Annotated in this window: 24 protein-coding genes; 16 read left to right on the top strand and 8 right to left on the bottom strand. The window is 65.1% G+C overall.

The genetic code is table 11. The features are described 5' to 3' along the window. Window positions 1-58: 58 nt before the first annotated feature. The 7 genes from ACSYG9_RS10075 to ACSYG9_RS10045 all read left to right on the top strand — a co-directional run bounded on the left by ACSYG9_RS10075 (window position 59) and on the right by ACSYG9_RS10045 (window position 9,958). Window positions 59-4,102 (top strand): molybdopterin-dependent oxidoreductase, encoded by a 4,044-nt coding sequence (locus ACSYG9_RS10075; protein ID WP_454842315.1) that lies wholly within the window; start codon window positions 59-61, stop codon window positions 4,100-4,102. Window positions 4,103-4,231: 129 nt separating this feature from the next. Then, the gene (gene glsA, locus ACSYG9_RS10070) at window positions 4,232-5,242 is read left to right on the top strand and encodes a glutaminase A (RefSeq protein WP_440127018.1); all 1,011 of its coding nucleotides are present in this window, start codon (window positions 4,232-4,234) and stop codon (window positions 5,240-5,242) included. Beyond that, window positions 5,242-6,864, top strand: a complete 1,623-nt coding sequence (locus ACSYG9_RS10065) for an MFS transporter (protein ID WP_454842313.1) — start codon at window positions 5,242-5,244, stop codon at window positions 6,862-6,864. Before glsA ends, ACSYG9_RS10065 begins: the two co-directional genes overlap by 1 nt. A 76-nt stretch (window positions 6,865-6,940) precedes the next feature. Continuing rightward, on the top strand, window positions 6,941-7,342 hold the full coding sequence (locus ACSYG9_RS10060; RefSeq protein ID WP_440127016.1) for a TOBE domain-containing protein: 402 nt from the start codon (window positions 6,941-6,943) through the stop codon (window positions 7,340-7,342). Then, the gene (gene modA / locus ACSYG9_RS10055) at window positions 7,342-8,109 is read left to right on the top strand and encodes a molybdate ABC transporter substrate-binding protein (RefSeq protein WP_454842312.1); all 768 of its coding nucleotides are present in this window, start codon (window positions 7,342-7,344) and stop codon (window positions 8,107-8,109) included. Before ACSYG9_RS10060 ends, modA begins: the two co-directional genes overlap by 1 nt. Before the next feature lie 35 nt (window positions 8,110-8,144). Beyond that, on the top strand, window positions 8,145-8,906 hold the full coding sequence (locus tag ACSYG9_RS10050) for an ABC transporter permease (RefSeq protein ID WP_440127608.1): 762 nt from the start codon (window positions 8,145-8,147) through the stop codon (window positions 8,904-8,906). Then, the gene (locus tag ACSYG9_RS10045) at window positions 8,903-9,958 is read left to right on the top strand and encodes an ATP-binding cassette domain-containing protein (protein WP_440127014.1); all 1,056 of its coding nucleotides are present in this window, start codon (window positions 8,903-8,905) and stop codon (window positions 9,956-9,958) included. The genes ACSYG9_RS10050 and ACSYG9_RS10045 overlap by 4 nt, the downstream gene beginning before the upstream one ends. Here ACSYG9_RS10045 and ACSYG9_RS10040 read toward each other — a convergent pair whose 3' ends face one another. Together ACSYG9_RS10040 and ACSYG9_RS10035 are read right to left on the bottom strand one after the other, a co-directional pair. Then, window positions 9,959-11,251 (bottom strand): MFS transporter, encoded by a 1,293-nt coding sequence (locus tag ACSYG9_RS10040; protein ID WP_440127013.1) that lies wholly within the window; start codon window positions 11,249-11,251, stop codon window positions 9,959-9,961. 31 nt (window positions 11,252-11,282) lie between these two features. Beyond that, entirely contained in the window at window positions 11,283-12,230 is a 948-nt protein-coding gene (locus ACSYG9_RS10035) for an NAD-dependent epimerase/dehydratase family protein (protein WP_440127012.1), read from the bottom strand. Between the two features lie 147 nt (window positions 12,231-12,377). Between ACSYG9_RS10035 and ACSYG9_RS10030 the strand changes: the two genes are divergently transcribed. Then, on the top strand, window positions 12,378-13,085 hold the full coding sequence (locus ACSYG9_RS10030) for a WHG domain-containing protein (RefSeq protein ID WP_440127011.1): 708 nt from the start codon (window positions 12,378-12,380) through the stop codon (window positions 13,083-13,085). Window positions 13,086-13,097: 12 nt separating this feature from the next. Further along, window positions 13,098-13,706, top strand: a complete 609-nt coding sequence (locus tag ACSYG9_RS10025) for a YqgE/AlgH family protein (RefSeq protein WP_440127010.1) — start codon at window positions 13,098-13,100, stop codon at window positions 13,704-13,706. 82 nt (window positions 13,707-13,788) lie between these two features. Here ACSYG9_RS10025 and ACSYG9_RS10020 read toward each other — a convergent pair whose 3' ends face one another. Continuing rightward, window positions 13,789-14,250, bottom strand: coding sequence for a transposase (locus tag ACSYG9_RS10020; RefSeq protein WP_440127009.1), 462 nt, complete (start codon window positions 14,248-14,250; stop codon window positions 13,789-13,791). Between the two features lie 9 nt (window positions 14,251-14,259). Further along, window positions 14,260-15,195, bottom strand: coding sequence for an IS110 family transposase (locus ACSYG9_RS10015; RefSeq protein WP_454842310.1), 936 nt, complete (start codon window positions 15,193-15,195; stop codon window positions 14,260-14,262). 269 nt (window positions 15,196-15,464) lie between these two features. Between ACSYG9_RS10015 and ACSYG9_RS10010 the strand changes: the two genes are divergently transcribed. Beyond that, on the top strand, window positions 15,465-16,613 hold the full coding sequence (locus ACSYG9_RS10010; protein WP_440127007.1) for an RNA-guided endonuclease TnpB family protein: 1,149 nt from the start codon (window positions 15,465-15,467) through the stop codon (window positions 16,611-16,613). Window positions 16,614-16,709: 96 nt separating this feature from the next. Here ACSYG9_RS10010 and ACSYG9_RS10005 read toward each other — a convergent pair whose 3' ends face one another. Both ACSYG9_RS10005 and ACSYG9_RS10000 read right to left on the bottom strand, forming a co-directional pair. After that, complete coding sequence (locus ACSYG9_RS10005) at window positions 16,710-17,681, bottom strand: DUF1648 domain-containing protein (protein WP_440127006.1); 972 nt, start codon at window positions 17,679-17,681, stop codon at window positions 16,710-16,712. A 48-nt stretch (window positions 17,682-17,729) separates the two neighbouring features. After that, window positions 17,730-18,131 (bottom strand): SdpI family protein, encoded by a 402-nt coding sequence (locus tag ACSYG9_RS10000; RefSeq protein ID WP_440127005.1) that lies wholly within the window; start codon window positions 18,129-18,131, stop codon window positions 17,730-17,732. 103 nt (window positions 18,132-18,234) lie between these two features. Between ACSYG9_RS10000 and leuS the strand changes: the two genes are divergently transcribed. Continuing rightward, entirely contained in the window at window positions 18,235-21,093 is a 2,859-nt protein-coding gene (leuS, locus tag ACSYG9_RS09995; protein ID WP_454842309.1) for a leucine--tRNA ligase, read from the top strand. Window positions 21,094-21,221: 128 nt separating this feature from the next. Here the strand turns inward: leuS and ACSYG9_RS09990 are convergent, their stop codons facing one another. Continuing rightward, window positions 21,222-21,710 (bottom strand): ArsI/CadI family heavy metal resistance metalloenzyme, encoded by a 489-nt coding sequence (locus tag ACSYG9_RS09990; RefSeq protein WP_454842308.1) that lies wholly within the window; start codon window positions 21,708-21,710, stop codon window positions 21,222-21,224. A gap of 96 nt (window positions 21,711-21,806) precedes the next feature. On the opposite strand from ACSYG9_RS09990, the gene ACSYG9_RS09985 reads away from it, so the two are divergent. From ACSYG9_RS09985 to ACSYG9_RS09975, 3 genes are all read left to right on the top strand, one after another. Further along, entirely contained in the window at window positions 21,807-22,166 is a 360-nt protein-coding gene (locus ACSYG9_RS09985) for an Rv2640c family ArsR-like transcriptional regulator (protein ID WP_440127002.1), read from the top strand. Window positions 22,167-22,249: 83 nt separating this feature from the next. Further along, window positions 22,250-22,972, top strand: a complete 723-nt coding sequence (locus ACSYG9_RS09980) for a hypothetical protein (protein ID WP_454842306.1) — start codon at window positions 22,250-22,252, stop codon at window positions 22,970-22,972. A 98-nt stretch (window positions 22,973-23,070) separates the two neighbouring features. After that, window positions 23,071-23,487 carry a VOC family protein gene (locus ACSYG9_RS09975; RefSeq protein ID WP_440127000.1) on the top strand — a complete coding sequence of 139 codons (417 nt, stop codon included), beginning with the start codon at window positions 23,071-23,073 and terminating at the stop codon, window positions 23,485-23,487. A 4-nt stretch (window positions 23,488-23,491) separates the two neighbouring features. Here ACSYG9_RS09975 and ACSYG9_RS09970 read toward each other — a convergent pair whose 3' ends face one another. Continuing rightward, on the bottom strand, window positions 23,492-24,298 hold the full coding sequence (locus tag ACSYG9_RS09970; RefSeq protein WP_454842305.1) for an alpha/beta hydrolase: 807 nt from the start codon (window positions 24,296-24,298) through the stop codon (window positions 23,492-23,494). 124 nt (window positions 24,299-24,422) lie between these two features. Here ACSYG9_RS09970 and ACSYG9_RS09965 point away from each other — a divergent pair, with 124 nt between their 5' ends. Beyond that, window positions 24,423-24,806, top strand: coding sequence for a nuclear transport factor 2 family protein (locus ACSYG9_RS09965; RefSeq protein ID WP_454842303.1), 384 nt, complete (start codon window positions 24,423-24,425; stop codon window positions 24,804-24,806). Then, window positions 24,806-25,783, top strand: a complete 978-nt coding sequence (locus ACSYG9_RS09960; RefSeq protein ID WP_454842302.1) for an alpha/beta fold hydrolase — start codon at window positions 24,806-24,808, stop codon at window positions 25,781-25,783. The genes ACSYG9_RS09965 and ACSYG9_RS09960 overlap by 1 nt, the downstream gene beginning before the upstream one ends. Window positions 25,784-25,785: the final 2 nt, after the last annotated feature.

Raw genomic sequence — 25,785 nt, 5'->3', positions numbered from 1 at the left:
CCGTGTCCGCAGCATGGACACCGGGCCATTCACGAGACGGTCCGGGCAGGAGCTGGAAATGCAGGACGCGAGCGCGTTGGTGAGAACCGCCTGCTCGTATTGCGGCGTGGGATGCGGGATGGTCCTCGAGGTCGGCGTCGACCCGAGCACCGGGACTCGCCGTGTGCTCGACGCATACGGAGACAAGGAACACCCCACCAACCGGGGCCGTCTGTGCACGAAAGGCGCGACGAGCGCCGCGATGCTCGCCGGAGGTGGCCGACTCGAGACCGCGCGTGTACGCCCGGAACGCGGTGCCGATCACGCCCCGGTGGCGCTGGAGACCGCGATTTCGGACACCGCGCGTCGCCTGAACGCCATCATCGACGAACACGGTCCCGACGCCGTCGCGATCTACGTGTCGGGGCAGATGTCTCTCGAGTCGCAGTACCTGGCCAACAAACTCGCGAAGGGCTTCATCGGCACCAACGGGATCGAATCGAACTCGCGATTGTGCATGGCAGGCGCAGGCACCGGTTACAAGCAGTCGCTGGGATCGGACGGACCACCCGGCTCGTACGAGGACTTCGACCACACCGACGTGTTCTTCGTGATCGGTTCCAACATGGCCGATTGCCATCCGATCCTGTTTCTGCGGATGATGGATCGTGTCAAGGCCGGGGCGAAGTTGATCGTCGTCGACCCACGCCGCACAGCGACTGCCGACAAGGCCGACCTGTTCCTGCGGATCTCCCCCGGCACCGATCTCGCCCTACTCAACGGCCTGCTGCACCTCATCGTCGAAAACGGTCACGTAGATCGGAAGTTCATCGACGATCACACCGATGGCTGGGCCGCGATGGAAGAATTCCTCGCCGACTATCCGCCGGAGGCAGTCGCACAGGTCACGGGAATCGACGAAGGTGACATCCGGACCGCGGCGCAGTGGATCGGTGAAGCAGGCAATTGGATGAGCTGCTGGACCATGGGGCTCAACCAGAGCATCCACGGCACGTGGAACACAAACGCGATCTGCAATCTCCATCTCGCGACCGGTGCGATCTGCCGGACCGGCAGCGGCCCGTTCTCCCTCACCGGCCAGCCCAATGCCATGGGCGGACGCGAAATGGGTTACATGGGACCGGGTCTGCCAGGTCAGCGCAGTGTGCTCTCGGAGGCGGATCGCGTGTTCGTCGAAGAACAGTGGGGCCTCCCCCGCGGCACGTTGCGGACCGAGGTGGGGACCGGCACGATCGACATGTTCGAAAAGATGGCTGCCGGGGGGATCAAGGCCTGCTGGATCATCTGCACCAACCCCGTAGCGACCGTCGCCAACCGCAAGACCGTTCTCGAGGGTCTCGAGAAGGCCGAACTCGTAATCCTGCAGGACAGTTTCGCCGAAACGGAAACCGCCGATTACGCAGATATCCTGCTTCCCGCCGCACTGTGGTCCGAATCAGACTACGTGACAATAGGTTCTGACCGAACACTCAATCTCATCGGTCAGGCCGTCGATCCGATCGGCGACGCTGTTCCCGACTGGGAGATCATTGCCCGGGTCGCCACCGCGATGGGATTCGGCAGCGCCTTCGACTACTCGAGTGCCGACGAGATCTTCGAGGAGATCGTCGGGTTCGCGAACCCGGACACCGGATACGACCTGCGTGGAGTGACCTACGACCGGTTGCGCCGGACGCCGGTGCAGTGGCCGTGCCCGCCCGGAGGAGCCGCGCGCAATCCCATCCGCTATCTCAACGACGGCACCGTCCGGCCGCAGCTCGTCCGCGATGACGGCACCGCACCCCGATACGTGTTCGCCACCCCGGACGGACGGGCCCGCTTCTTCCCGCGTCCGTACGCGCCTGCCGCCGAACTGCCCGACGACGACTACCCACTGATCCTCAATACCGGACGGGTCCAGCATCAATGGCACACCCTGACGAAGACCGGACGGGTCGCCAAGCTCAACAAGCTGGAGCCCGGCCCGTTCGTCGAAGTGAACCCGTACGACGCGCAGCGACTGGCGATCACCGACGGAGATCGCGTCGAGATCACCTCGCGTCGTGGACGTGCGGTGCTTCCCGCGGTGGTCACCGACCGCGTGGGCCCGGGCAACTGCTTCGCACCGTTCCATTGGAACGACAAGTTCGGCGAGGACCTCGCGATCAACGCCGTGACCAACGACGCAACCGATCCCCTATCTCACCAGCCCGAATTCAAGGTGTGTGCTGTCGCGTTGGCGAAGGTGGACTCGCCGGAACAGGTCATCGACGACCCCGCAGGTCGTGTCGCGTCGGCGATCGGTCTCGATATCGAGGCGCCTCCGCTCGATGAGACCGAACGAATCTACCTGTCCGGCATGCTCGCAGGAATTCGTTCGAGTGATTTCGGCGGTGTCCCGGTGCTGCCTGCATCGGCGCCGTTCTCTGCGTCGACGCGCACATGGATCGAGGGTCTGCTGGCAGGAGCCTTGTCGCGAGGGCCCGAGTCCACCGATCCTGCCGGCGAAAGCGAAGGGACACCCGTCGTCGTCGCGTGGGCGTCGCAGACCGGCAACGCCGAGGAGTTCGCCGGAACGTGCGCCGCACGCCTCCGAGTTGCAGGCTGCGCAGTGCGGTCGATGTCGTTGAACGATTTGGGCGTTGCAGGCCTGATCGATGTCCCGAATCTGCTTGTCGTCGCGAGCACGTTCGGCGACGGCGACGCTCCCGACAACGGCAGCACCTTCTTCGCGGCGTTGACCCGCGACGACGCTCCCGATCTCGCGGGAATGCGGTATGCGATTCTTGCGTACGGTGATTCGAGTTTCGACGACTTCTGCGGATTCGGCAGAAAGCTCGATGAGCGGCTGGCCGAGCTCGGCGCAACCGCTCTCGTCTCCCGCGTCGACTGCGAGCCCGACTACGAGGCGCGGTCGGCGCAGTGGCTCAGCGAGATCGAGCTGCACTTCGATGGCGCTCCGGGACGTGCAGGGCCTGCTGCCGCACCGGTACCGGCAGCACCGTCCTACTCGCGAAAATCGCCGCTGATCACGCGGCTCACTCGCAATACCTGCCTCAGTGGTGCGGGTTCGTCCAAGGAGGTGCGTCAGTTCGGATTCGAACTGTTCGATCCTGCGTTCGAATACAGCGCGGGCGATGCACTCGGTGTGGTGCCCACCAATCGTCCGGACACCGTGGACGAATGGCTTCAGGTCACCGTTCTCGACGCGGAGGCACCCACCGAGATCCCGGGACTCCCGACGATCCCGCTGCGCGAAGCCGCGACACGGCACCTCGATATCACCCGGGTGACACCGGACCTGCTGAAGTTCGTGCAATACCAGACCGGAAGCGCCGAACTCGCGAAACTTCTCCGCCCCGGCAACAAGCTCGAACTGCAGCGTTGGCTGTGGGGTAAGCAGGCGATGGACGTCATCGCCGAATATCCTTTCAAAGCACCCCTGGACGAATGGCTGCCGTTGCTCGAACGTCTCCAGCCCCGCATGTATTCGATCTCGTCGAGCCCCAAGGTGAATCCTCGTGAAGTGCAGTTGACCGTGTCGGTGGTGCGGTACGACAACGCGGGTCGTGGCCGCGCAGGGGTGTGCTCGAGTTTCCTCGCCGACCACAGCAAGGGCGTAGACATCCCGATTTTCGTGCAGCGCAGCAACCACTTCCGGCCGCCCTCGTCGCCGGACACACCGATGATCATGGTGGGTCCGGGGACGGGGATCGCGCCGTTTCGTGCCTTCCTCCACGACCGTCGAGAGTCCGGACACACGGGACGTAACTGGCTGTTCTTCGGCGACCAGCGAATCGAGACCGATTACCTGTACCGCGATGAGATCGAGGCGATGCATTCGGACGGATTCCTCACCGGGCTCGACCTCGCCTTCTCCCGTGATCAGCGACAGAAGATCTACGTGCAGGACCGCATGCGTGAACACGGTGCGCGTCTGTGGCGCTGGCTGGAGGACGGTGCCCACTTCTACGTCTGTGGTGATGCCGCCCGGATGGCGAAAGACGTGGACACCGCTCTGCGCGACGTGGTGCAGGCCCACGGCCGGCTCGACCAGGACCAGGCGACTGCGTATATCGACGGGCTCATCGCGCAGAAGCGTTATGTGCGCGACGTGTACTGAACGAATCCCGATTTCCTGACCAAGATCGGCGCGTTTCCCGCGAGCGGCGTGCGATCAGTCTACAGTCCACCCAGGAATGTTTGTGCCACAGAATGCTTGTCACACACGGTGGTCCGGGGAGGGATTGCAGTGGAGCTCGGGCTCTCGGACGTCTCACAGGAAGTTTCCACGGGGTTGCTACCCGAATGGAACGAGGTGGACTCGCTCGTCGAGGCTGCCCATCGACGCTACCGGACCCTCGGAGACGGTGCGGTGGCCGACTACATTCCGGCGCTTGCCGAGGCGGACCCGGATCGATTCGGTGTGTGCGTGGTGGGCACGGACGGTGGTGTTCATTCGTCGGGCGATACGCGCATCGAGTTCTCGATCCAGTCGATCTCCAAGGCATTCGTCTACGCCCTGGTATGCCAGGAGCTCGGTCACGAGCTCGTTCGCGAACGCGTCGGGGTGAACAACTCCGGGGCCGCCTTCAACTCGGTTATCGCGATCGAGCTCAACGACGGGCACCCGATGAACCCCATGGTCAATGCGGGGGCCATAGCAACGACAGCGCTCGTGCCCGGTGCTTGCGCAGATGAACGATGGGAAGCCGTCCTGACGGGGTTGTCCGAGTTCGCGGGGCGCCGACTGGAAGTGGACGAGGTCGTCTACAGGTCCGAAGCCGAATCGAATCAGCGCAACCGCGCCATTGCGCAGTTGCTCGCGAGCTACGGACGTGTCGAGCTCGATCCCGACGAGGTGGTCGAGGTGTACACGAAGCAGTGTTCATTGAACGTCGATGCTCGCGACCTCGCTGTCATGGGCGCAACCCTCGCGGACGGGGGCGTCAATCCTCTTACCGGGCGACGAGTGGTGCCGCCCGGCGTGTGTCGTGACACGCTCGCGGTTCTGTCTGCGACGGGCCTGTACGAGCGTTCCGGTGAGTGGCTTTTCGAGATCGGATTGCCTGCCAAGTCCGGCGTCGCGGGCGGCATCGTGTCGATTGCGCCCGGCAAGTGCGGAATCGGGGTGTTCTCACCGCGCCTGGACTCCGCGGGCAACAGTGTTCGAGGGCAGCGGGCCACCGGATATCTGTCGAGGGTGCTGGGATTGAACATCTTTGCTTCCGCCGCACATTCTCCACGGAAGGGGCTCTTGTGATGAGTACCGGACAGGACACCGTGAGCGTCGAAGAGCGCAACTCGTGGCTGCCGATGATCGGTTTGTTCCTCGGCCAGATCCTGATGTCGTTCAACGTCGCTGCGCTACCTGTGTCGATCGGAGGCATGGTCGACGACTTCGGCGCACCGCCGACCGCGGTGAGCACCGCCATCGTCATGTACGGGATCGGCGTGGCCGCGCTGGTGATGCTCGGCGCGAAACTCGGTCAGCGTTTCGGGTGGGTCCTGGTGTTCCGCATCGTGGTTGTCGTATTCGGCGGTTCGTCGTTGATGATGATCCTCGCGCCGACGGTGGAGTTCGTCATTGCCGCGCAGACGCTCGCGGGGGTTTCTGCAGCCATCATCGTGCCTGCGCTCGTCGCGTTGATCGCGGAGAACTATCACGGCACCCAGCAGGCGACCGCCATCGGCTCACTCGGCTCGGCCCGCGCGTTCTCCGGGATGAGCGCGTTCCTGATCGGCGGCGCGCTCGGCGCGACCGTGGGGTGGCGGCCGGTGTTCGCGATCGTGCTGGCCATTGCGGTCGCGGTCTTCGTCTTCAGTTTCACTCTCCGCTCGGATCGGGGTAACTCGTCGGTCGAGATCGATGTCGTCGCTGCGACTCTGATCGGTGTCGCGATCGTGGTATTGACCTTGGGATTCAACAATCTCAACGGTTGGGGCCTGCTCATTGCCCGTGAGGGAGCGCCGTTCGATGTCGTCGGATTGTCGCCGGCGCCGATCCTCATCGTCCTCGGTGTCGTTCTCGGCCAGGCATTCTTGTTGTGGACCAGGCGCAGGGTGCGGGTCGGCAAGGTCCCGCTGGTCAGTCTGTCGGTGCTCGGCTCGTCGCGTGAGCGAGCGGCCCTCTACGCAATGTTCGTGGTTGTCGCGCTCGAGGCTGCGTTGAACTTCACTGTTCCGCTGTACATCCAGATCGTTCAGGGACGCTCGCCGTTCGACACCTCACTGGCGATGATGCCGTTCAATCTGACGGTGTTCGTCACGGCCACCTTGATCATCCGCTTCTACAAGCGGTTCAGCCCGAGGACCATCGGGATGTTCTCGTTCGTCCTGACCACGGTTGCGCTGGTGTGGCTTGCCTTCGTCGTGACGAACGACTGGGAAACCCTGCCGACGATAGTGGGTCTGATCGTCTTCGGTATGGGCCAGGGCGCGTTGGTCACATTGGTGTTCAACGTGCTCGTGACCTCGGCGCCGAAAGAGCTGGCCGGGGATGTGGGATCGGTTCGAGGCACGACCCAGAATCTCGCCTCCGCTGTCGGGACGGCGGTGGCGGGGGCGATGCTGGTGACGCTTCTCGGACTGAACGTCGCCCAGTCGGTGGCCAACGATGTCGAGATCCCGGAGTCCGTCGTTGCGGAGATCGACCTCGATGACATCAACTTCGTGAGCAACGACCAGCTTCGCGAAGTGCTCAGCGAGACGAGTGCCTCGCCGGAGGTGGTCGATGCGGCCGTGCAGATCAACACCGATGCCAGATTGAGGGCCCTGAAGACCGGATTGCTGATCCTCGCTGGGATCAGTGCTATTGCGATCCTCCCGGCCTCGCGGCTTCCCGCATACAAGCCGGACGAGATCCCCGACCCGAGCCCCGAATAGCGGCCGCGGCTGCGGCCACGCGTTGTAAAGTAATCCGCGCTTGTTCGTACGCAAACGCGGAAGTATCGTCCAGTTCATGACGAATGTGCGGATAAGAGACGCCGCGGCTCTCCTCGGAGTCAGCGACGACACCGTGCGTCGCTGGGTCGATCAAGGTCTGCTCTCGGCGACCAAGGACGGCTCGGGACGCAAGGTCGTCGAAGGTGGTGAACTCGCAGCCTTCGCCCGGGCACAGGCCACCGAGGCACCCGACCTGCTGGGTGTCGGAAGCTCCGCACGCAACCGGCTGGTCGGACTCGTCACGCGCGTTGTGTCCGACACGGTGATGTCGCAGGTGGAGATGCAATGCGGCCCGCACCGGATCGTCTCACTCATGAGTACCGAGGCCGTGGAAGAACTCGGTCTCGTACCGGGCAGCATCTCGGTCGCCGTCGTCAAATCCACCAACGTCATCGTCGAAACCCCCGGGGAGAACTGATGAAGATCCGCGCACTCGTCGCAGCGTCGGCGGGAATCGCCGCCGCTCTCGTCCTGACGTCCTGTGCGAACAGTGATGCCGGCAAAGAGGGCTCCGAGACCCTGACGGTGTTTGCAGCAGCATCACTGCAGTCGACATTCACCGAGCTCGGCGATCTCTTCGAAGACGAAAACCCCGGGGTGACCGTGGAGTTCTCCTTCGCCGGATCGTCGTCTCTCGTCACGCAGCTCGAAGAGGGTGCACCTGCCGACGTGTTCGCATCGGCCGACACGAAGACCATGGGTGACGCCGTCGACGCCGGACTGGTTGCGGGTGAGCCCGTAGAGTTCGCGACCAACGTCCTGACCATCGTCACCGAGCCGGGAAACCCGGAGAACATTGCCTCGTTCGCCGATCTCTCCAGGGAAGGGCTCTCTGTCGTCGTGTGTGCACCGCAGGTGCCGTGCGGGGCCGCGACCGAGCGGGTCGAGGAGGCCTCGGGAGTGGCTCTCACTCCGGTTTCGGAGGAATCCTCGGTGACCGATGTCCTCGGTAAGGTCACTTCCGGTCAGGCGGACGCGGGTCTCGTGTACGTCACCGATGCGACGAGCGCAGGCGAATCGGTGACTGCGGTTGCGTTCCCGGAGTCGTCCGGAGCCGTCAACACCTATCCGATTGCCGAGCTCGCAGCAGCCGACAATGCCGAATTGGCAGCGGAATTCGTCGACTTCGTGACCGGTGAACAGGGGCGTGCAGTTCTCGGAAACGCAGGATTCGGCGCACCGTGAGTCCCGTGCGCGCGTCCACGGGGATACCTGCGTGGATGTACGCGCCTGCCGCGGTGGGGTTGCTCTTCATCGCGGTGCCGCTGGCTGCGATGCTCCTCACTGTCGACTGGGCGAACTACCCTGAGCTGATCACATCGGAGGCGTCACTCGAGGCGCTCGAACTCAGTCTCGTGACCGCAACGTCGAGCACTGTGCTGTGTATGATCCTGGGTATACCCATGGCGCTTGTATTGGCGCGCAGCAGCATTCCCGGTCTGCGGGTGCTCCGCGCGCTGGTCTTGCTGCCGCTGGTCCTGCCACCCGTCGTCGGGGGTATCGCGCTTCTCTACACCTACGGGCGACGGGGGCTGATCGGTGAGCAACTCGAAGTGTTCGGGATCAGCATCGCCTTCTCCACCACCGCGGTGGTGGTGGCGCAGACGTTCGTGGCACTACCGTTCCTCGTGATGAGCCTCGAAGGTGCTTTGCGCACAGCGGGAAACAGGTACGAAAACGTCGCTGCCACACTCGGTGCTAGGCCCACCACCGTCTTCCGTCGCGTCACACTTCCGCTCGTGCTACCGGGGCTCGCGTCGGGTGCGGTGCTCGCATTCGCCCGTGCACTCGGTGAATTCGGCGCGACCCTCACCTTCGCGGGCAGTCTCCAGGGCACTACCCGGACGCTGCCACTCGAGATCTATCTGCGACGTGAGACAGATCCGGACGCAGCGGTGGCCCTGTCGCTGCTGCTCATCGTCGTTGCACTCGTGATCGTCGTCGCCGTGCACTCGCGACACCCGAAGGGAGGACCGGAATGAGCCGGCTGCGCGTGCACGCGAGTGTCGACGAGCGCGATTTCGAGGTCGAGCTCGACGTGGACGCGGGCAGCACTGTCGCGGTGCTCGGGCCGAACGGAGCCGGCAAATCCACGCTTCTCGGGGTGATCGCCGGATTGATCCGACCGGACCGGGGCCGAGTGGAATTGGGCGATCGCGTTCTCACCGATACGGAGGCGCGTGCAGCGGTGCCACCTCATAAACGTTCGGTCGCTCTGCTCGCCCAGCAGGCACTGCTGTTTCCGCACTTGACCGCACTCGACAACGTGGCGTTCGCACCCCGCAGTGCGGGCCGGGGGCGCAATGCTGCACGCGAGGTCGCGATGCGCTGGTTGAAGGATGTCGACGCCGTCGAATTCGCTGATCGCACACCGCATCAGCTTTCGGGTGGGCAGGCTCAGCGTATCGCTGTCGCGAGGGCATTGGCGGCAGACCCGGAACTGCTCCTACTCGACGAGCCGATGGCTGCACTCGATGTCGCAACGGCCCCTGCCGTGCGGTCGCTGTTGCGCAGGGTGCTGCGTGAAGACCGTCGTACAGCGCTGATCGTGACCCATGATCCCCTCGATGTCCTGGCACTGGCCGACCGGGTGGTAGTCGTCGACGGTGGGCGGATCGTCGAAGACGACACTGTGCAACGCGTCCTGACGCGCCCGCGCAGTGCATTTGCCGCGCGCATTGCTGGAACGAACCTGCTGGGCGGGGTCCTCGAAGCCGACGGTCTTGCCACGGAAGTGGGTCTCGTGCACGGCCTCGTCGACGACGACTGCCCCTCCGGAGCTGCGGCGGCAGCAGTGTTTCCCCCGTCCGCGGTGGCCGTCTACACCGAGCCGCCGCACGGAAGCCCGCGGAACACGCTGCGTGTCACCGTCGGTGAAATCGAGGCGAGGGGTGCGACGGTGCTGGTGCGTGCGTCGAGCGGATTGTCGGCCGAAATCACGACGGCCGCGGCCGTCGACCTGACACTCGAACCCGGAGCAACCGTGTGGTTCGTGGTCAAGGCCACCGAGATCCGGATCCACCGCGTTGTGTGATCAACTCCCGCTGTCGATCCGATAGCGCCTGATCGCAAGCACCCCGATCACACCGAGCACGTAGATCGCCGCACCGGCGACAGCAAGTGCGGGTGAACGGCCGTCCGGCGCGATGACAAATGCAGCCATTGCGAGTGCTGCGAGGAATGCGATGTTGAACACGGTGTCCTGCAACGCGAATACCTGGCCACGGCGGGCATCGTCGATGTCCATCTGCATTGCGGCGTCACCGGTGAGCTTGATCGTCTGTCCCGCGAGTCCGAGGAGGAAGGCCGCGATGAGCAGAGGTCCCTGGGCCACCGCTGTGACGAACAAGAGCTGAACCACCGCCGCGACGATCAACCCGAGGGTGACCGTGCGCGGCCGGCCGAGTCGTGGGATGAGGAACGGTGCGACGATCGCTGCCACGAGCATGCCGACTGCGGTGGCGGCGACCGCCACACCGAATCCTGCGAGCCCGCCGGGCAGTGACGTCTCCTGTTCGGTGTTGCGGAGCACGAGCACCATGATCAGCGTGTCGATACCGAAGACGATTCGGTGCGCGCCGATTCCGATCATGGCGGCGGCGACACCGGGAGCTTCCCAGACCGCTGTTGCTCCGGTCCGCAGCCCGGAGACGATGGTGTGCACCACCGCCCGGGGCCGCGCGCCGTCGGGTCCCAGTGCGTGACGTGCAAATCCGCCCGCGGCGACCGCGCCGATCACCGAACCGGACGCCCCCAGGGCGACAGCGGTACCGGAACCGAGGTCGCCTGCACCGACGAGTGCGATCGTGGTGACAGCGGCGCCGGCGCCGGCAGCCGATACGGCCGAACCTGCCGTGGCGAGAACGGAATTGACACCGACGAGCCAGGATTGGTTCACCACATGGGGAAGGGATGCCGACACCCCCGCGAGAACGAAGCGGCTCACCCCCACGGCGGCGAGGGCGAGCACCATCAATGGTGTCTGCGCTCCGCCGGTGATGAGCACGGTGGCGGCAGCGAGAATGAAGACTCCGCGCAGCGCATTGGCCCACAACAGAACCGAACGGCGGTCCCAGCGGTCGAGAAGCGCGCCTGCGAACGGGCCGATCACGGAGTACGGCAGCAGCAGAACCGCGAACCCCGCGGCGATCGCCACGGGGTCTGCGTGCCGTTCGGGATTGAACAGGATCGCTCCGCCGAGTGCGGCCTGGAACATGCCGTCGCCGAACTGGCTCGCGAAGCGCACGAGCGTCAGGCGTGCCAGTCCCGGTGATCCGCGGAGAGCGGAAACCGTCGACTGCCACGCCTGCCGCTTCGAGTCCTGCACAATTTTCGAGACTATCCGCCGCCGGTGCTGTCTACCGTTCGCGGTCCTGCCACCAGCGCACGGTTGCTGCCGCTGCCTCGGTGATCGGTGTGGGCGCCAACCCGAGATCCGTCTCGGTACGGCTCGAGTCCATCACGAACGGATCGGTGAACATGTAGACGGTTTCCGCGAGTTCGCGAATATCGCGGCTCATGAGCCCGCCTACGTGCAGTACCCATGCGGGGATGGTCCCCACCTTCGGAGCGGACATTCCCGCGGCGGCCGCGAAAGCAGTGGCCATCTCGCGTTGTGTCACCGCGGGCGCCGTGGGCGCGTGCAGGACGCGGTTCCACACTTCGTCGTTGCCCGCGGCGGCGATCATCGCGGCTGCGAGATCGGGCACATAGGTGAACGAGTGCGGTGTGTCCGCTGATCCGAGGACCCGGGATGTCTTCCCGGCGAGGACGGTGGGGACCATGCGTTCACCCGCATGGGCTTCGAGGACGTGGGGGCCGAAGAAGTCCGATGCCACAACGCTTACGGTCGGTGTGGAGTGTGCGTCACGGGCTGCGAGCAGTCGAGTGCGCACACCGAGTTTGCCGCGGGTCGCCTTGCGGGGCGAGTTCTCGGTCATGACCTCGTGCGGTGAGCTGTAGGAGTAGAGGCTCTCGGGGAACACGACGACCGCGCCGATGCGACCGGCAGCGTCGAGCACGACCTGCTCGGCGCTGGGGAGTTCCTTCTCCCAGACTTCCGCGGAGTAGGTCGAGCCGTGGATGCACATGTAGAAGGCTACGGCGCTGTCTCCGTCGGGGCCGATCAGTGCCTGGTCGAGAGCGCGGGGGTCGTTGACGTCGATGCGCAGGCGTTCGATTCCGGGGCCCTCGGGTCCGCTTCCCGAGCGGGTGAGGACGCGGACTCGGTGTCCCTGCGCTGCGAGTTGTTCCGCGACAGTGGTGCCTACAGGCCCGGCGCCGGCGACTACGTGGAGTTTCGACATGGTGTCCGTCCTTTTCTCGAGACCTTGTCCAACAAATGTGAGCACTGCTCTCTGTTTCTGAACTCAGACTGCACCGCGAGTGGTCCCATGTCAAGAGCAGTGCTCACATTTGTTGACAGTGCTCGCTGTTGTGGTCAGGCTGGGAGCATGACCACCCCCCGCGCACGGGCCCGCGCCCGCACGATGGCCGACATCCTCCGTATCGGTCGAGACCACTTGGCGACAGAAGGCGCCGCCGCACTCTCGCTGCGAGCCGTCGCACGTGATCTCGGCGTGGTGTCGTCCGCGGTGTACCGCTATGTTGCGAGTCGCGACGAACTACTCACCCTTCTGGTGGTCGATGCGTACGACGAACTCGGCGACACGGTCGACGCCGCAGTAACCGGGGTGGACGACCCGCACGACCGGTTCCGCGCGCTCGGCCGTGCCGTGCGCGAATGGGGCCTGCGCGAACCGGCGCGATACGCGCTGCTGTTCGGAAGCCCGGTCCCCGGCTACCAGGCGCCTGCCGAACGCACGACCCAGCCCGGAATCCGGGTCGTGGTCCGACTCGTCGGGATTCTGGCGGACGCGTATGCCGCGGGCGGGTTGCGGGCGATCGAGACCGTTCCGGTCCCCGACTCGCTCTCGTCGGATCTCTCGCGGATCAGAAGTGAGTTCGACGCAGAGCTACCCGACACGGTTCTCGCCCGCGGGATCCTGGTGTGGACCGGACTGTTCGGCGCGGTCGGCTTCGAGGTCTTCGGTCAATACGGCCGCGACACCTTCACCGACGTGTCGGCGCTGTTCGAACACCACCTCGGGGTTCTGGCCGACACTGCAGGATTCGTAACCACAAAGGCACAGCCACGGTGAGACAATGACGACGTGGCGCAGCACCAGGACGACCCCGAGGACCGCACCGCACCGTCGACCCCCAAGGTCCGTGCGGGGAATCTGCTCGTCGCAGGCACCGCGCTCTCCGAAGCCACGTTCCGGCGCACCGTGATCTACGTCATCGAACACAACGCCTCGGGCAGCTTCGGTGTCGTACTCAATCGAATCAGCGACACCGCCGTGGGCGCGATGCTCCCCCACTGGGCTCCCCTGTCGGCCTCGCCGGGTGCCCTGTACGTCGGCGGGCCGGTCCACCGGAACTCCGCTCTGTGCCTCGGCATCGCGAGGCAGGGCGCTTCGGTCGACAACATCAAGGGCGTCCGCAGGCTCGCGGGCCGGGTCGTGCTGGTCGACCTCGACACCGACCCCCAAACCCTCGCCCAGCACGTCGAGGGAGTGCGGATCTTCGCAGGGTATGCAGGGTGGAGTACCGGTCAGCTCGACGGTGAGCTCAGCAACGACGACTGGATGGTCGTTTCCGCCCACCCCCGCGACATCCTGGCCCCGGCCGGTACCGACATGTGGGCGAGTGTGCTGCGCCGCCAGCCGCTCCCGATGGCGCTGCTGGCGACCCACCCCATCGAGGTCGAGCGGAACTGACCGCATTGTCTTCGGCGCAAGCCAGGCCGTTCACGGCCGGGACAGCCGATCCCTCGACCGGTGTGTGAGTTCCTAAGGAATGTCAAGCCACTTCGAGCGTCGTAGGCTTGGTGTTGACGGGCCGGGTTGCTGGTGCGCTCTGCGACTCCTTCTGCTCCCGGCTCGTCCTGTTCTTGAGGCGCTGTGAGCGCCGGGTGTCGGCGGCTTGCTGGCGTCGTTTTGGGTCGATCTTGTGGTGGTCGCGAGCGATCTGACGGCCTTCCTCGGCGGTGATGACGTGGCCTGTCGTGTCGCGGATGACGTAGTGCTCGCCAGCCCGCCAACAGGCCACGATCCGGGTCAGCAGGACGGTCGCGATATGACACACGGCGGAGTCGTGGTGCCGGTCGCTGTCCATGAGCCGCTTGTACTTCGCCGCGAGCTGCGGGTCGGTCTTGCGGGCAGAGTCGGCTGCGGCGTACAGCGCTTCGCGTAGCAGTGGGTCGCCGGCCTTGGTCAGCCCGTGCTGGTGGTGGGACTGCCCGGACTGGGCAACCTTGGGCACGAGTCCGGATTAGGCACGAACTGCGGCGAGCAAGTGGAACCGGTGTGGGTCACCGATCCGGCCGGCGATGACACCGGAAGTGACTGGACCGACCCCGGGAGCAGAGGCGATGATCCCGGCCGGATCGGCTTCTTCGTACAGGTTCGCGATGCGTTCGTCGAGGTCCTCGATCTGCTCGGTCAGCACCTGGGCCTGCTCAGCTTCGACAGCGATGTCGGCGGCGAGCTCGGCGAAGTCGATGCCGACGTCAGGATCGGTGCCCCACAGGTCGAGGGACTCGCGGGCCGCCCTCAGCAGCGCGGTGGCGTGTGCCTCGCGCCAGGCGCCCCGGGAGTGACGGATCAGGAACCGGGTCAGCCGGGCGTGCCCGAGCCGGAGGAGAGTGGTCGGGTCGGCGTAGCGGACCAGCACCGCGAGCGCGGCCTTGCCGTAGTTCGATCCGAGCGCGTCGTACCAGGCCGGCCCGAGGAGCTCGAGGAACGCGTCGAGCCGGGAGTAGACAGCGGTGCGGCGCTTGACCACCGAGGACCGCATCTTCACCACCCGCCGGAGCGGTTCAGCGGGGCCGTCGCCGGTGTGGTCGCGGAGTCCTTCGGGGTGCAGCAGCGGCAGCCGGGCCAGCAGCTTGGAGTCGAGGTGGTCGTTCTTCGTGTGCTTGGAGTAGTAGGCCCGCAGGTCTGCGGACTGCGTGGTCGGGACCATCGAGACCACCGCGCCACGCCGCCGGAACCACGACGCGACAGGTGCCCAAGCGTTGCGGGTGGGTTCCATCACGACCCGCAGCGTGTCGCCTTCTTGGAGGTCGATGTCGGCCCATAGGTCGTCCAGGTCCGCGGGGCGGGTGAAGAACTTCTTCCCAGTCCACACGTAGGTTCCGTCGGTGCGGGCGAGGGAGGATTGATGAGCTGCTCGACAGGCGAGGTCGATGCCCAAGATCAGGTTCACGGACTACCTTCCACGATTCGGTTGCAGGGGTCGCTCGGCCCGGATCGGTGACGGCATTGCCCAGACATTCCGTAAGCAGAAGTCCACGACGCCCACTGGTGGTCGTGCGGCTTCAAGTTCCCGAACAGAGACACCGGCCGAACCTCAGGCCGGCCCCGCGGACAGCCGCTCACTGTTCAGGAATCGCAAGCGTTCCAGTCGATGGCCTCGGTCCGTCCGCGGGGCACACACTCAATCTAAATGTCGGTGGTCGCTTGTACGGTGCGGGCGTGCAACTCAGATACCAATACCGCGTCTACCCGACGCCCGGCCAGCAGGACATGCTGGCCCGCTCGTTCGGATGCGCACGGGTGGTATTCAACGATGCACTTCGCGCCCGGCAGGACGCGTACGCAGCGGGGGTGAGGGTCTCGGACACCGACGTGCAGCGGTGGGTGGTCACCGCAGCGAAGAAGACCCCGCAGCGGGCATGGCTGGCCGAGGTGGCGTCGGTGGTGTTGGTCCAGGCCTGTCAGGACGCGCGGCGCGCGTATCGGAACTGGTTCGATTCGCTGTCCGGGAAGCGGAAGGGCCGCAAGATCGGGGCGCCTCGCTTCCGGTCCCGCAAGGACAACCGGCAGACGGTCCGGCTCACCCGCAACGGGTTCTCGCTGCGTTCGAACGGCACGTTGTATATCGCGAAGGTCGGCGAGTTGAAGGTGGTGTGGTCACGGGAGTTGCCGTCCGAGCCGAGCAGCGTCACGGTCATCAGGGATTCGGCGGGCCGATACTTCGTGTCGTTCGTGGTGGAGACCACCGACGAACCGATGCCCGAACTCGACTCCGAGGTGGGGATCGATCTCGGTCTCACCACGTTCGCGGTCCTGTCGGACGGGAAGGTCATCGAGTCGCCGAGGTTCTTCCGACGTGCCGAACGCAGACTCCGCAAGGCGCAGCAGAATCTGTCCCGAAAAAAGAAGGGTTCGAAGAACCGGGCCAAGGCCCGCCTCGAGGTCGCCAAAGCTCACGCGAGGGTGGCCGACGCCCGCAAGGATTGGGCACACAAGCACTCCACGAGGATCGTCCGCGAGAATCAAGCGGTGTTCGTCGAGGATCTGTGTGTCGCGGGCTTGGGGCGGACGCGGTTGGCGAAGTCGGTGCACGATGCCGGGTGGGGGATGTTCACTCGGTTGCTCGAGGAGAAGGCCGCCCGCTATGGGCGGACCTTCCAGCGGGTGGACCGGTGGTTTCCGTCGTCCCAACTGTGCTCGGTGTGCGGCGGGTCGGACGGTCCGAAACCGTTGTCGGTGCGGGAGTGGGCCTGCACGGCGTGCGGTGTGGTCCACGACCGGGATCTGAATGCAGCCAAGAATATCCTCGTCGCCGGACGGGCGGAGAGGCGAAACGCCTGCGGAGGGACTGTAAATCCTGCCGCCTAGCGGAAGGTATGTCCCTGTGAAACAGGAACCCACCGAAAGCGCCGAGCGGGCGCTGGTAGGAATCTCGGTCGTTCACGGCCGGGAGGACGTCAAAGATCACACGGTGTTCCGCCGGTCGGCGAGGGTGTTGATCGCGCCGGCCATCTCCTCGGCCCGTTCGGTCGTGATGGTGAGTTCGTGGCCCGATTCGGTGGTGATCACCAGTGCCGGTCCGGTGTTCGTGACCAGTCCGTACCGGTGGGGCCGCTTGATCCGCATTCCCCATCCGCCCCAGTCCTGGAACGGGCGTGTCTCGATGACCTTCGCGCCGATGATCTCCTCGAGGTCGTAGTCGAGCGAGGACGCTCCGAGGTTGCGCACCGAGACACCGCGCTCGTCGACGCGCACCGTGAACCGGAGCAGGCTCAGGACCAGGAAGCCCGCCGGGATCGCGATGGCCATGGGCCACCAGTTCCTTATCAGGATGCACACGATGATCACGGGCATCAGTACGAGAAGTGCGAGCACAAAGGTGGTGAGCCTGCCGGTGCCGACCTGATCGACGATGGGTAACTCGACGGGTCCGCGCGGGAGCAGTAGATCGGGCGTGGTCTTCGCCGACAGGCGCTCGCGGTGATCACGGAGCAGGAGCGCGCCGACCCATCCGACCGCGACGCCGAGACACATGCCGAGTCCGAGGGACCACGCGGGGAACGGCACCTCTGCGGGGTCGGACACATCCAACTGCACAGCCAGCGTCGCGACGTACAGCGTCGCCATCAGGAAGGTCACCGCGAGACCGATCACGAGCATGTAGCGACGCATCATCAATTGTGCTTGGGCGAGCGCAGCGATGGCGCTGCATCCTCCGCCGACCAGCGCGATGAGCAGGGCCATCGTCCAGGCGCCCGACATCGGGCTTGCGAACGAGTCGGGGGCGGCGCCCGAACCCGACCAGTGCGATGCGACCTCGGCGGGAAGGCGAGGCTCCCACACGACCGTGAGCCCAAGCACAGCGAGTGCGCACAGCAACGGGATCGCGAGCCCGAACAGTGCCCCCGCAGGATCGACGACGCGACGACTGGTCATGGGCACAGGATATGGATCACTGCCACGCGAAGGTGTGCGGGCGAACGATCAGGCGGTCGGTTCACACATTCCGCGCAGGCTGCACGCACCACACGACGTTCCGCAACCTTCGTCCGCGGGCTTCGTCGCCTCCGCGACCCGGGCCGCGATCGAACCACCGGCACCCGCCGTGAGCAGCGCTGCGACAACCGTGACGACGACCGCGATCACACCGCCGATCGTGGGCAGGGTGAGCGCCGCGACACCACCGAAGACGCACAACGCACCTGCGCCGAGCATGCTGGGTGCAGCGACCTTGTTGGCCATGGCGAAGGTTTCTTCATCGCGGAGGGACTCCGGCGTGCGCACACCCGCCCAGCGGTTGCGCGGAAGCTTGCCGGTCAGCGCCGCGACACCGACCGCGCCGATGGCGAGGGCGATAAGAAAAAGCAGAATGGCGACGATCAGCACCGGACCAGGATACCGCCGCGTGTGGCCGCCCCACTCCTCGGGTCGGGGCACGTTCTACCCTGGTTGCAGCCCACAAACGCCGGCCGAGTAGATAGCGATCACCGTGACCCGTCCCCCTCAGTCCTCTCCATCGTCGTCCGACGCCACCCCCCAGCACCGGTACACCGCCGAACTCGCGGGGCAGATCGAGCAGCGCTGGCAGGAGCTGTGGCGCGAGCGCGGCACCTTCCACGCACCGAACCCGGTGGGTGATCTCGCCGGTGACGTGCCCGCCGACAAGTTGTTCGTGCAGGACATGTTCCCGTACCCATCGGGCTCGGGTCTGCACGTCGGGCACCCCCTCGGCTACATCGCGACCGACGTCTACGCCCGGTTCCACCGGATGCAGGGACGCAACGTGCTGCACACGCTCGGCTACGACGCTTTCGGTCTGCCCGCCGAGCAGTACGCGGTGCAGACGGGCACCCACCCCCGCACGACGACCGACGCCAACATCGTCAACATGAAGCGGCAGCTCGGCCGTCTGGGGCTCGGTCACGACGACCGACGCTCGGTCGCGACCACCGACGTCGACTTCTACCACTGGACCCAGTGGATCTTCTTGACGATCTACAACGCGTGGTACGACGCCGCAGCCGGTAAGGCGCGCCGGATCAGCGAGCTCGAGGCCGAATTCGCCGATGGCACGCGCACCCTCGACGACGGACGTGACTGGGCATCGCTGTCGTCGAGCGAGCGTGGCGCGGTCCTCGACTCGTACCGCCTCGTCTACCAGTCGAATTCGCTCGTCAACTGGTGCCCCGGCCTGGGTACCGTCCTGGCCAACGAAGAGGTCACGGCCGACGGTCGTTCGGAGCGCGGTAACTTCCCCGTCTTCCGGAAGAACTTGCGCCAGTGGATGATGCGAATCACCGCATACTCCGACCGCCTCATCGACGACCTCGAGCACCTGGACTGGCCCGACAAGGTCAAGTCCATGCAGCGCAACTGGATCGGCCGCTCGCACGGCGCCCAGGTGGCGTTCGCGGTCGACGGTACGAACGCCGCGGTCGAGGTCTTCACGACCCGACCCGACACGCTCTTCGGCGCCAGCTACGTCACCCTCGCTCCCGAGCATGAACTCGTCGACGCGATCGTCGGATCGGCGTGGCCGGTCGGCGTCGACGTGCGGTGGACGGGTGGCGCTGCCTCCCCGGCCGACGCCGTTGCTGCCTACCGCGCCGCGATCGCCGCGAAATCCGATCTGGAGCGGCAGGAGTCGAAGGAGAAGACCGGTGTGTTCCTCGGCGCGTACGCCGTGAACCCCGTCAATGGTGAGAAGCTCCCGATCTTCATCGCCGACTACGTACTCACCGGTTACGGCACCGGCGCGATCATGGCCGTTCCCGGTCACGACCAGCGCGACTGGGAATTCGCGACCGCGTTCGGACTGCCCATCCGGGAGGTCATCTCCGGTGGCGACGTCGGAGCCGAGGCCTACACCGGCGAGGGCACACTCGTGAACTCCGGGCTGCTCGACGGACTGGACATCGCCGACGCGAAGAAAACCATCATCGCGAAGCTCGAGGAAGACGGCACCGGCACCGGCACTGTGCAGTACAAGCTGCGCGACTGGCTCTTCGCCCGGCAGCGCTATTGGGGCGAGCCCTTCCCGATCGTGTACGACGACCAGGGTGAAGCTCATGCATTGCCCGATTCGATGCTGCCGGTGGAACTTCCCGAGGTCGAGGACTACGCGCCGGTGTCGTTCGATCCGGACGACGCCGACTCCGAGCCGTCGCCTCCGCTCGCGAAGGCCTCCGACTGGGTGAACGTCGAACTCGATCTCGGCGGCGGACTGCAGCACTACACGCGCGACACCAACGTGATGCCGCAGTGGGCGGGCAGCTCGTGGTACCAGCTGCGCTACATCGACCCGACGAATTCGGAAGAGTTCTGCGCCAAGGAGAACGAGGCGTACTGGACGGGTCCGCGTCCCGAACTGCACGGTCCGAACGACCCGGGCGGCGTCGACCTGTATGTCGGCGGTGTCGAGCACGCGGTGCTCCACCTGCTCTACTCGCGTTTCTGGCACAAGGTGCTCTTCGACCTCGGTTACGTCACGTCGTCGGAGCCCTACCGCCGCTTGTTCAACCAGGGCTACATCCAGGCTTACGCGTACACCGATTCGCGTGGCGTGTATGTTCCCGCCGAAGAGGTGGTCGAGCGCGACGGCAAGTTCTTCTGGCCGGGTCCTGACGGCGAGCAGGAGGTTGCCCGCGAATACGGCAAGATGGGCAAGTCACTCAAGAATTCTGTTGCGCCCGACGAGATCTGCAACGACTACGGTGCAGACACCCTGCGTGTGTACGAAATGTCGATGGGGCCGCTCGATCAGTCGCGTCCGTGGGCGACGAAGGATGTCGTGGGTGCGTCACGGTTCCTGCAGCGTGCGTGGCGCCTCGTCGTCGACGAGGAGAGTGGCGCTGTCCGGGTCACCGAAGACGAGCCGGGCGAGGACACGCTGCGCGCGCTGAACAAGGCCGTCGCAGGTGTGACCGATGATTATGCCCATCTGCGCGACAACACCGCGATCGCGAAGCTGATCGAGTACACGAACCACCTGACCAAGCAATATCCTTCGGGTGCTCCGCGTACCGCGGTCGAGCCACTGGTACTGATGACGGCTCCGGTCGCGCCGCACCTTGCCGAGGAGCTGTGGTCGCGGCTCGGGCACTCCGAACCGCTTGCGCACGGGCCTTTCCCGATCGCTGATGAGAAGTGGTTGGTCGAGGACACCGTCGAGTACCCGATCCAGGTCAACGGCAAGGTCCGTAGCCGGATCACTGTTCCCGCTGACGCAAAGGCGGATGCGATCGAGGCGGCGGCACTGGCCGAGGCGAAGATCGTGGAGTTGCTCGGCGGCGCTGCGCCGCGCAAGGTGATCGTGGTGCCAGGGAAGATGGTTAACATCGTCAAGTAGGGCGTGGAGTCGAGTAGGGCGCAGGGACAGCGCAGCCGCCGCACATGTGAACCCGGCTGCGTCATCCGAGCGAAGACCGACTGCGAGTACGTGATCACCCTCGGTCGCAATCGCAACTCCGAAACTGTTCAGCAGCAGGATATTCCGGCTGGGGCCGACTTCGTCTCCCCGGCCGGAGCAGCGCTGCCGCAGCACACGTCGCTCACGGAGCCGGGGGTTCTGTCCAGGTGCTGCGGGCTCGAGCCGAAGGTGTCCGAATCGGCGAGGACGGTGTAGACCTCCCACTTCTCCCCGGCCGGGCCGGTGACCCATACCTTGTCCTGGGTCGCGAAACAACAGGTGGTGCCGATTTCCTCCTCGGTGAACAGCCCTTCCTCGGATAGGCGGGCGATCTCGCTGTGGACCTTCTCACTGGAGTCGACCTCCACGCCGAGGTGGTTGATCGTCCCGCCCTTGCCGGGATTCTCGAGCAGGACCAGCTCGAGTGGCGGCTCGGCGATTGCGAAGTTCGCGTAGCCGGGCTCGAGCTTGGCAGGTTCGACTCCGAACAGCTTCGAGTAGAACGTGACCGCCTCGATCAGGTCGTCGACGTTGAGGGCAAGTTGTGCGCGTGACATGGTGGCTCCACTTGTGTGACATATGTCGAAATACTGGTCGGCTACAGAGTGCGCCACCTTTTCGACATATGTCAAGTAGGCGGATAGTCTCAACTCATGCCCAAAGCCTTGCCCGTCATCGACGTCAGTGCACCGATCTGCTGCGCACCGGTATCGGCCGCGCCGATGAGCGAGGACGCTGCTCTCGAACTTGCGTTGCGTCTCAAGGCCCTCGCTGATCCGGTACGCATCACGCTCATGTCGATCCTGCTCACCGCCGATGGCGGCGAGATGTGCACGTGTGATCTCGCAGCCGGTGTCGACCTCACCGAATCCACCGTCAGTCACCACCTCGGGCAACTCCGCAAGGCCGGAATGGTCGACTCCGAACGACGCGGGATGAACGTCTTCCACCGTCCCCGGGGCGAGTCCCTCGACGCTCTGCGTGTGGTGCTGGATCCGAACTGCTGTCGTTGAACGACCGGGTCTTGATAGCTTGGTTGATGGAGTTGTACAGCCGAGTATCTCGGTTCCCCTTAGGAGAAAGTAACTTTCGCACTGTGAACAAGCCCCTGGCCGCCGGTTTCGTGTGTCTCGCCATGTGTGCCCTGACCTCCTGCGGCACCGATTCCGGCAGTACCGAGACCGACGCGGTGTCCACTCCAGCGGTCGCAGTCGTACCGTCGGAGGTGGTTCTTTCCGACGTCGATGCCCCGGCGGGATACATCCACACTGATGTGGCCGACACGCTCGACTCGGATATGGGTGAGGTGAGCAACGACGAGGTGATCGCGATGTTCGAGGAGATCAGCGGCAGCACGGTCACCGATCCCGAATCGTGTGGCGCACTCGTGCCCACCGCGGTGGATACCGTGCTGAGACTGAACCGGGATCGTGCAGGCACGGCTGTCTCGGAATATGCGTCCGACGGCAGCCAGGGAACCGACAGTTCTGTCACCGTCATGGTCACCACCGGTGACACCGGTAGTCGGGTGGTCGAGAACCTCGACGAGTGCGCAAGTTTCACCCGGACGAGTTCATCCGGTGACGCCGAAGCATCCGTCACCTACCGCGTCTCCCCTTTGGAACTCGATGTGGAAGGTGCCGAGAGTCTCACGGCGGCTCGCGCGGAGGCGGACCAGGGCGGGGCAGCAGAGTCCACCACCGTCGTCGCCGGAACGGTCGACGGTGTCTACTTCCAGATCAACGCGACCGGGCCCGTCGATGATCAGTTGGTCGTCGACCTGGCGGAAAGGCAGATCGGTAAGATCGCCGGAGCTTGAGCAGTGCGGAACGGGCGCGACGAGCGGTATCGACAACTCCACCCGGAGATGGTAATTCTGGAAACAGCGTCGCGTGTCGATGACGGACTGCGTCAGGCATGGAGGCGTCGAACCCCAAGGGATTCCTCTTGACCATCTCTCTCGATCACACAATCATCGCTGCCAGGGACAAACAGCACTCGGCGTATTTCCTGACGACTCTGTTCGGTCTGCCCGATCCGGTCCCGGCCGGTCGATTCCTGGCCGTCCAGCTCGCCAACGGCGTCACCCTCGACTTCGCCGAGCCGCCGCCTCACGTCGAGTTCTCGCCCCAGCACTACGCGTTCCTGGTGTCGGAGGAGGATTTCGACCGGATCCACGGGCGCATCCTCGAGCAGAAGCTCGAACACTGGGCCGATCCCCAGCAATCCGCGCACGGGATCAACCACAACGACGGCGGACGCGGAACCTACTTCCTCGATCCGTCAGGTCACTATCTCGAAATCATCACCCGGCCATACGGTTCGGGCGGATAGCGCACTATCGAAGCTGCTCGTGCACGAAATCCAGGACGTCGTCGAGCACCTCGTCGCGGTTCGTCTCGTTGAAGATTTCGTGTCGTGCCCCGGGATACTGCTTCGATGACGAACCGCGGCCGGAGAATGTCGCCCAGCCGGTGGCGGTGCCGTCCACCGGGACCAGTGCGTCGTCGCTGCCGTGCAGCCAGAGCACCGGCACGGTGTCGACGGCACCTGCCGCAATGATGGTGCCGAGACAGTCCTTCAGCGCTTCGAGAGTGCGTCGCTTGAACGGACCGTGCCACACGAGCGGATCGTCGACATAGGCGCGACCCACCTCCGGGTCGCGCGACAGTGTCGACGGATCGACAGGGGCGTCGGGGATCTCGTCTGCGGCGAGAAGTGTGTCGACGACCGCCCACGTGCCGAGCACCGGGCCGGAGAGGACGACCGCGGCGAGTTCGTCGCCGTGGAGTTGGGCGTAGCGCGCGGCGATCATCCCGCCCATCGAATGGCCGATGAGAACGATGGGGAGGTCTGGATGTTCGCGTCGTGCGGTGAGATCGAGAAGGCGGAAGTCATGGACGACGTCCTCGAAGTTCTCGACGAGTACCCGTTCGCCGTCGCTGAGGCCGTGCCCGATGTGGTCGACCGCGTACACGGCGGCGCCGTCGGCGATCAAGCGCGTCGCGACGTAGTGGTATCGGCCCGAGTGTTCTCCGTAGCCGTGGCACAGCAGCGCGATGTAGCGGGGTGACTCCGGTTCCCAGCGTCGTGCGGCGAGCGTGGTCGTGTGCCCGGTGAGGGTGAAGGCGATGTCTGCGCTCATGCGATGGCATTCCTGTCGGTGGGAATGAATGTTGCGCACAGGATTGCATGTTCGGCCCCTGGCCGAGGATGCGATCGTGCACTACTCTGAAAAATAGAACACGTTCTAACATTGAAAGGGCATCATGGCACCGTCTCGTGAAGCAATCCGCGACACCGTCGAGGACTACGTCCGCGCAGTGGCGAAGGGCACCGTCGAAGACATCCTCGCGCTGTACGCGCCGGGTGCGACGGTCGAAGATCCCGTCGGCACTCCCGCACGCACCACGGAAACGGAGATCCGCGAGTTCTACAGCGTGATCGAACCGCTGGACCAAACCGGTGAAGTGCTCACCCTCAAGATCGCCGAGAACAATGCCGCTTTCCTCTTCCGCCTGGTCACGCACCTGGGTGAGCAGGACATGGTGATGGAGGTCGTCGACGTCATGTCCTTCGACGACGACGCGAAGATCACCGGCATGAGGGCGTATTGGAGTCAGGACGACATGCAGACGGTGCCCGCGACCTGATGCCTGTCCGCTCGGTCGAAATCGATGGTTTCACGTGGAACATCCACGACGAGGGCAGAGGACCCACGGTCGTGCTGTGCCACGGATTCCCCGGCCTCGGCTACAGCTACCGGCATCAGGTGGAGACACTTTCCGCGGCGGGCTACCGCGCGGTCGCTCCCGACATGCCGGGTTACGGAGGTACCGACCGCCCGGAGTCCGTCGAGGACTACACCAACGTCGCGGTCGCGGATCGGTTGACGAGGCTCCTCGATGCACTCGGCATCGAACGAGCCGTATTCGTCGGACACGACTTCGGTGCGCCCGCAGCATGGACGACAGCACTGCGGCACCCGGGGCGGGTAGCCGGGCTGGTTCTGCTCTCGGTGCCGTACGCGCCGGATCGCCCGCCTTCGCGCCCTACCGAGTTGTACGCGGCGATGGCGCGCAAGCACTTTCTGCACCTGCACTACTTTCAGCAGCATGGTGTCGCCGAGGCCGAACTGGATCCGCACGCTGCGGAGTTTCTTCAGCGTCTGTTCTTCGCACTGTCGGGTGCATATCGGTACCTCGACGTCTGGGACCATCCCTCGGAGGGGCGCGGATACCTCGACGTGCTGCCCGCCGCGCCGGAGCTTCCATGGGACTGGCTCAGCGAAGCGGAACTCGAGCATTACGCGAGCGAGTTCTCCCGTAGCGGTTTCGGCGGTGGGCTCTCGTGGTACCGCGCCTACGACGCGAACTGGGAGGCATCCGCACAATACGACGGTGCGCACCTCACGGTGCCGACATTGTTCGTCGCCGGGGCATCGGACCCCGTGATCACGATGTCGGGGCCGCATGCGCTCGACCGCATGCGGCAGACCGTGCCAGACCTCCGCGGGATCCATCTGCTCGACGGTGCCGGACATTTCGTGCAAATGGAGCGCCGGCGCGAGGTCGACGACCTGTTGCTCGGTTTCCTTGCGGATTTGTATCCGCGCGAACGATCCGAATAACC

The sequence above is a fragment of the Rhodococcus sp. SJ-2 genome, assembly GCF_053750035.1.
This window is presented reverse-complemented; position numbering and strand designations above follow the sequence as displayed.

Bases quoted from the DNA above. Each gene is read 5' to 3' on its own strand.
- ACSYG9_RS10075 (WP_454842315.1), top strand. From the start codon at position 59: ATGCAGGACGCGAGCGCGTTGGTGAGAACCGCCTGCTCGTATTGCGGC.
- ACSYG9_RS10065 (WP_454842313.1), top strand. From the start codon at position 5,242: ATGAGTACCGGACAGGACACCGTGAGCGTCGAAGAGCGCAACTCGTGG.
- ACSYG9_RS10060 (WP_440127016.1), top strand. From the start codon at position 6,941: ATGACGAATGTGCGGATAAGAGACGCCGCGGCTCTCCTCGGAGTCAGC.
- modA (WP_454842312.1), top strand. From the start codon at position 7,342: ATGAAGATCCGCGCACTCGTCGCAGCGTCGGCGGGAATCGCCGCCGCT.
- ACSYG9_RS10050 (WP_440127608.1), top strand. From the start codon at position 8,145: ATGTACGCGCCTGCCGCGGTGGGGTTGCTCTTCATCGCGGTGCCGCTG.
- ACSYG9_RS10045 (WP_440127014.1), top strand. From the start codon at position 8,903: ATGAGCCGGCTGCGCGTGCACGCGAGTGTCGACGAGCGCGATTTCGAG.
- ACSYG9_RS10035 (WP_440127012.1), bottom strand. From the start codon at position 12,230: ATGTCGAAACTCCACGTAGTCGCCGGCGCCGGGCCTGTAGGCACCACT.
- ACSYG9_RS10030 (WP_440127011.1), top strand. From the start codon at position 12,378: ATGACCACCCCCCGCGCACGGGCCCGCGCCCGCACGATGGCCGACATC.
- ACSYG9_RS10005 (WP_440127006.1), bottom strand. From the start codon at position 17,681: ATGACCAGTCGTCGCGTCGTCGATCCTGCGGGGGCACTGTTCGGGCTC.
- ACSYG9_RS09990 (WP_454842308.1), bottom strand. From the start codon at position 21,710: ATGTCACGCGCACAACTTGCCCTCAACGTCGACGACCTGATCGAGGCG.
- ACSYG9_RS09985 (WP_440127002.1), top strand. From the start codon at position 21,807: ATGCCCAAAGCCTTGCCCGTCATCGACGTCAGTGCACCGATCTGCTGC.
- ACSYG9_RS09975 (WP_440127000.1), top strand. From the start codon at position 23,071: ATGGAGGCGTCGAACCCCAAGGGATTCCTCTTGACCATCTCTCTCGAT.
- ACSYG9_RS09970 (WP_454842305.1), bottom strand. From the start codon at position 24,298: ATGAGCGCAGACATCGCCTTCACCCTCACCGGGCACACGACCACGCTC.
- ACSYG9_RS09965 (WP_454842303.1), top strand. From the start codon at position 24,423: ATGGCACCGTCTCGTGAAGCAATCCGCGACACCGTCGAGGACTACGTC.
- ACSYG9_RS09960 (WP_454842302.1), top strand. From the start codon at position 24,806: ATGCCTGTCCGCTCGGTCGAAATCGATGGTTTCACGTGGAACATCCAC.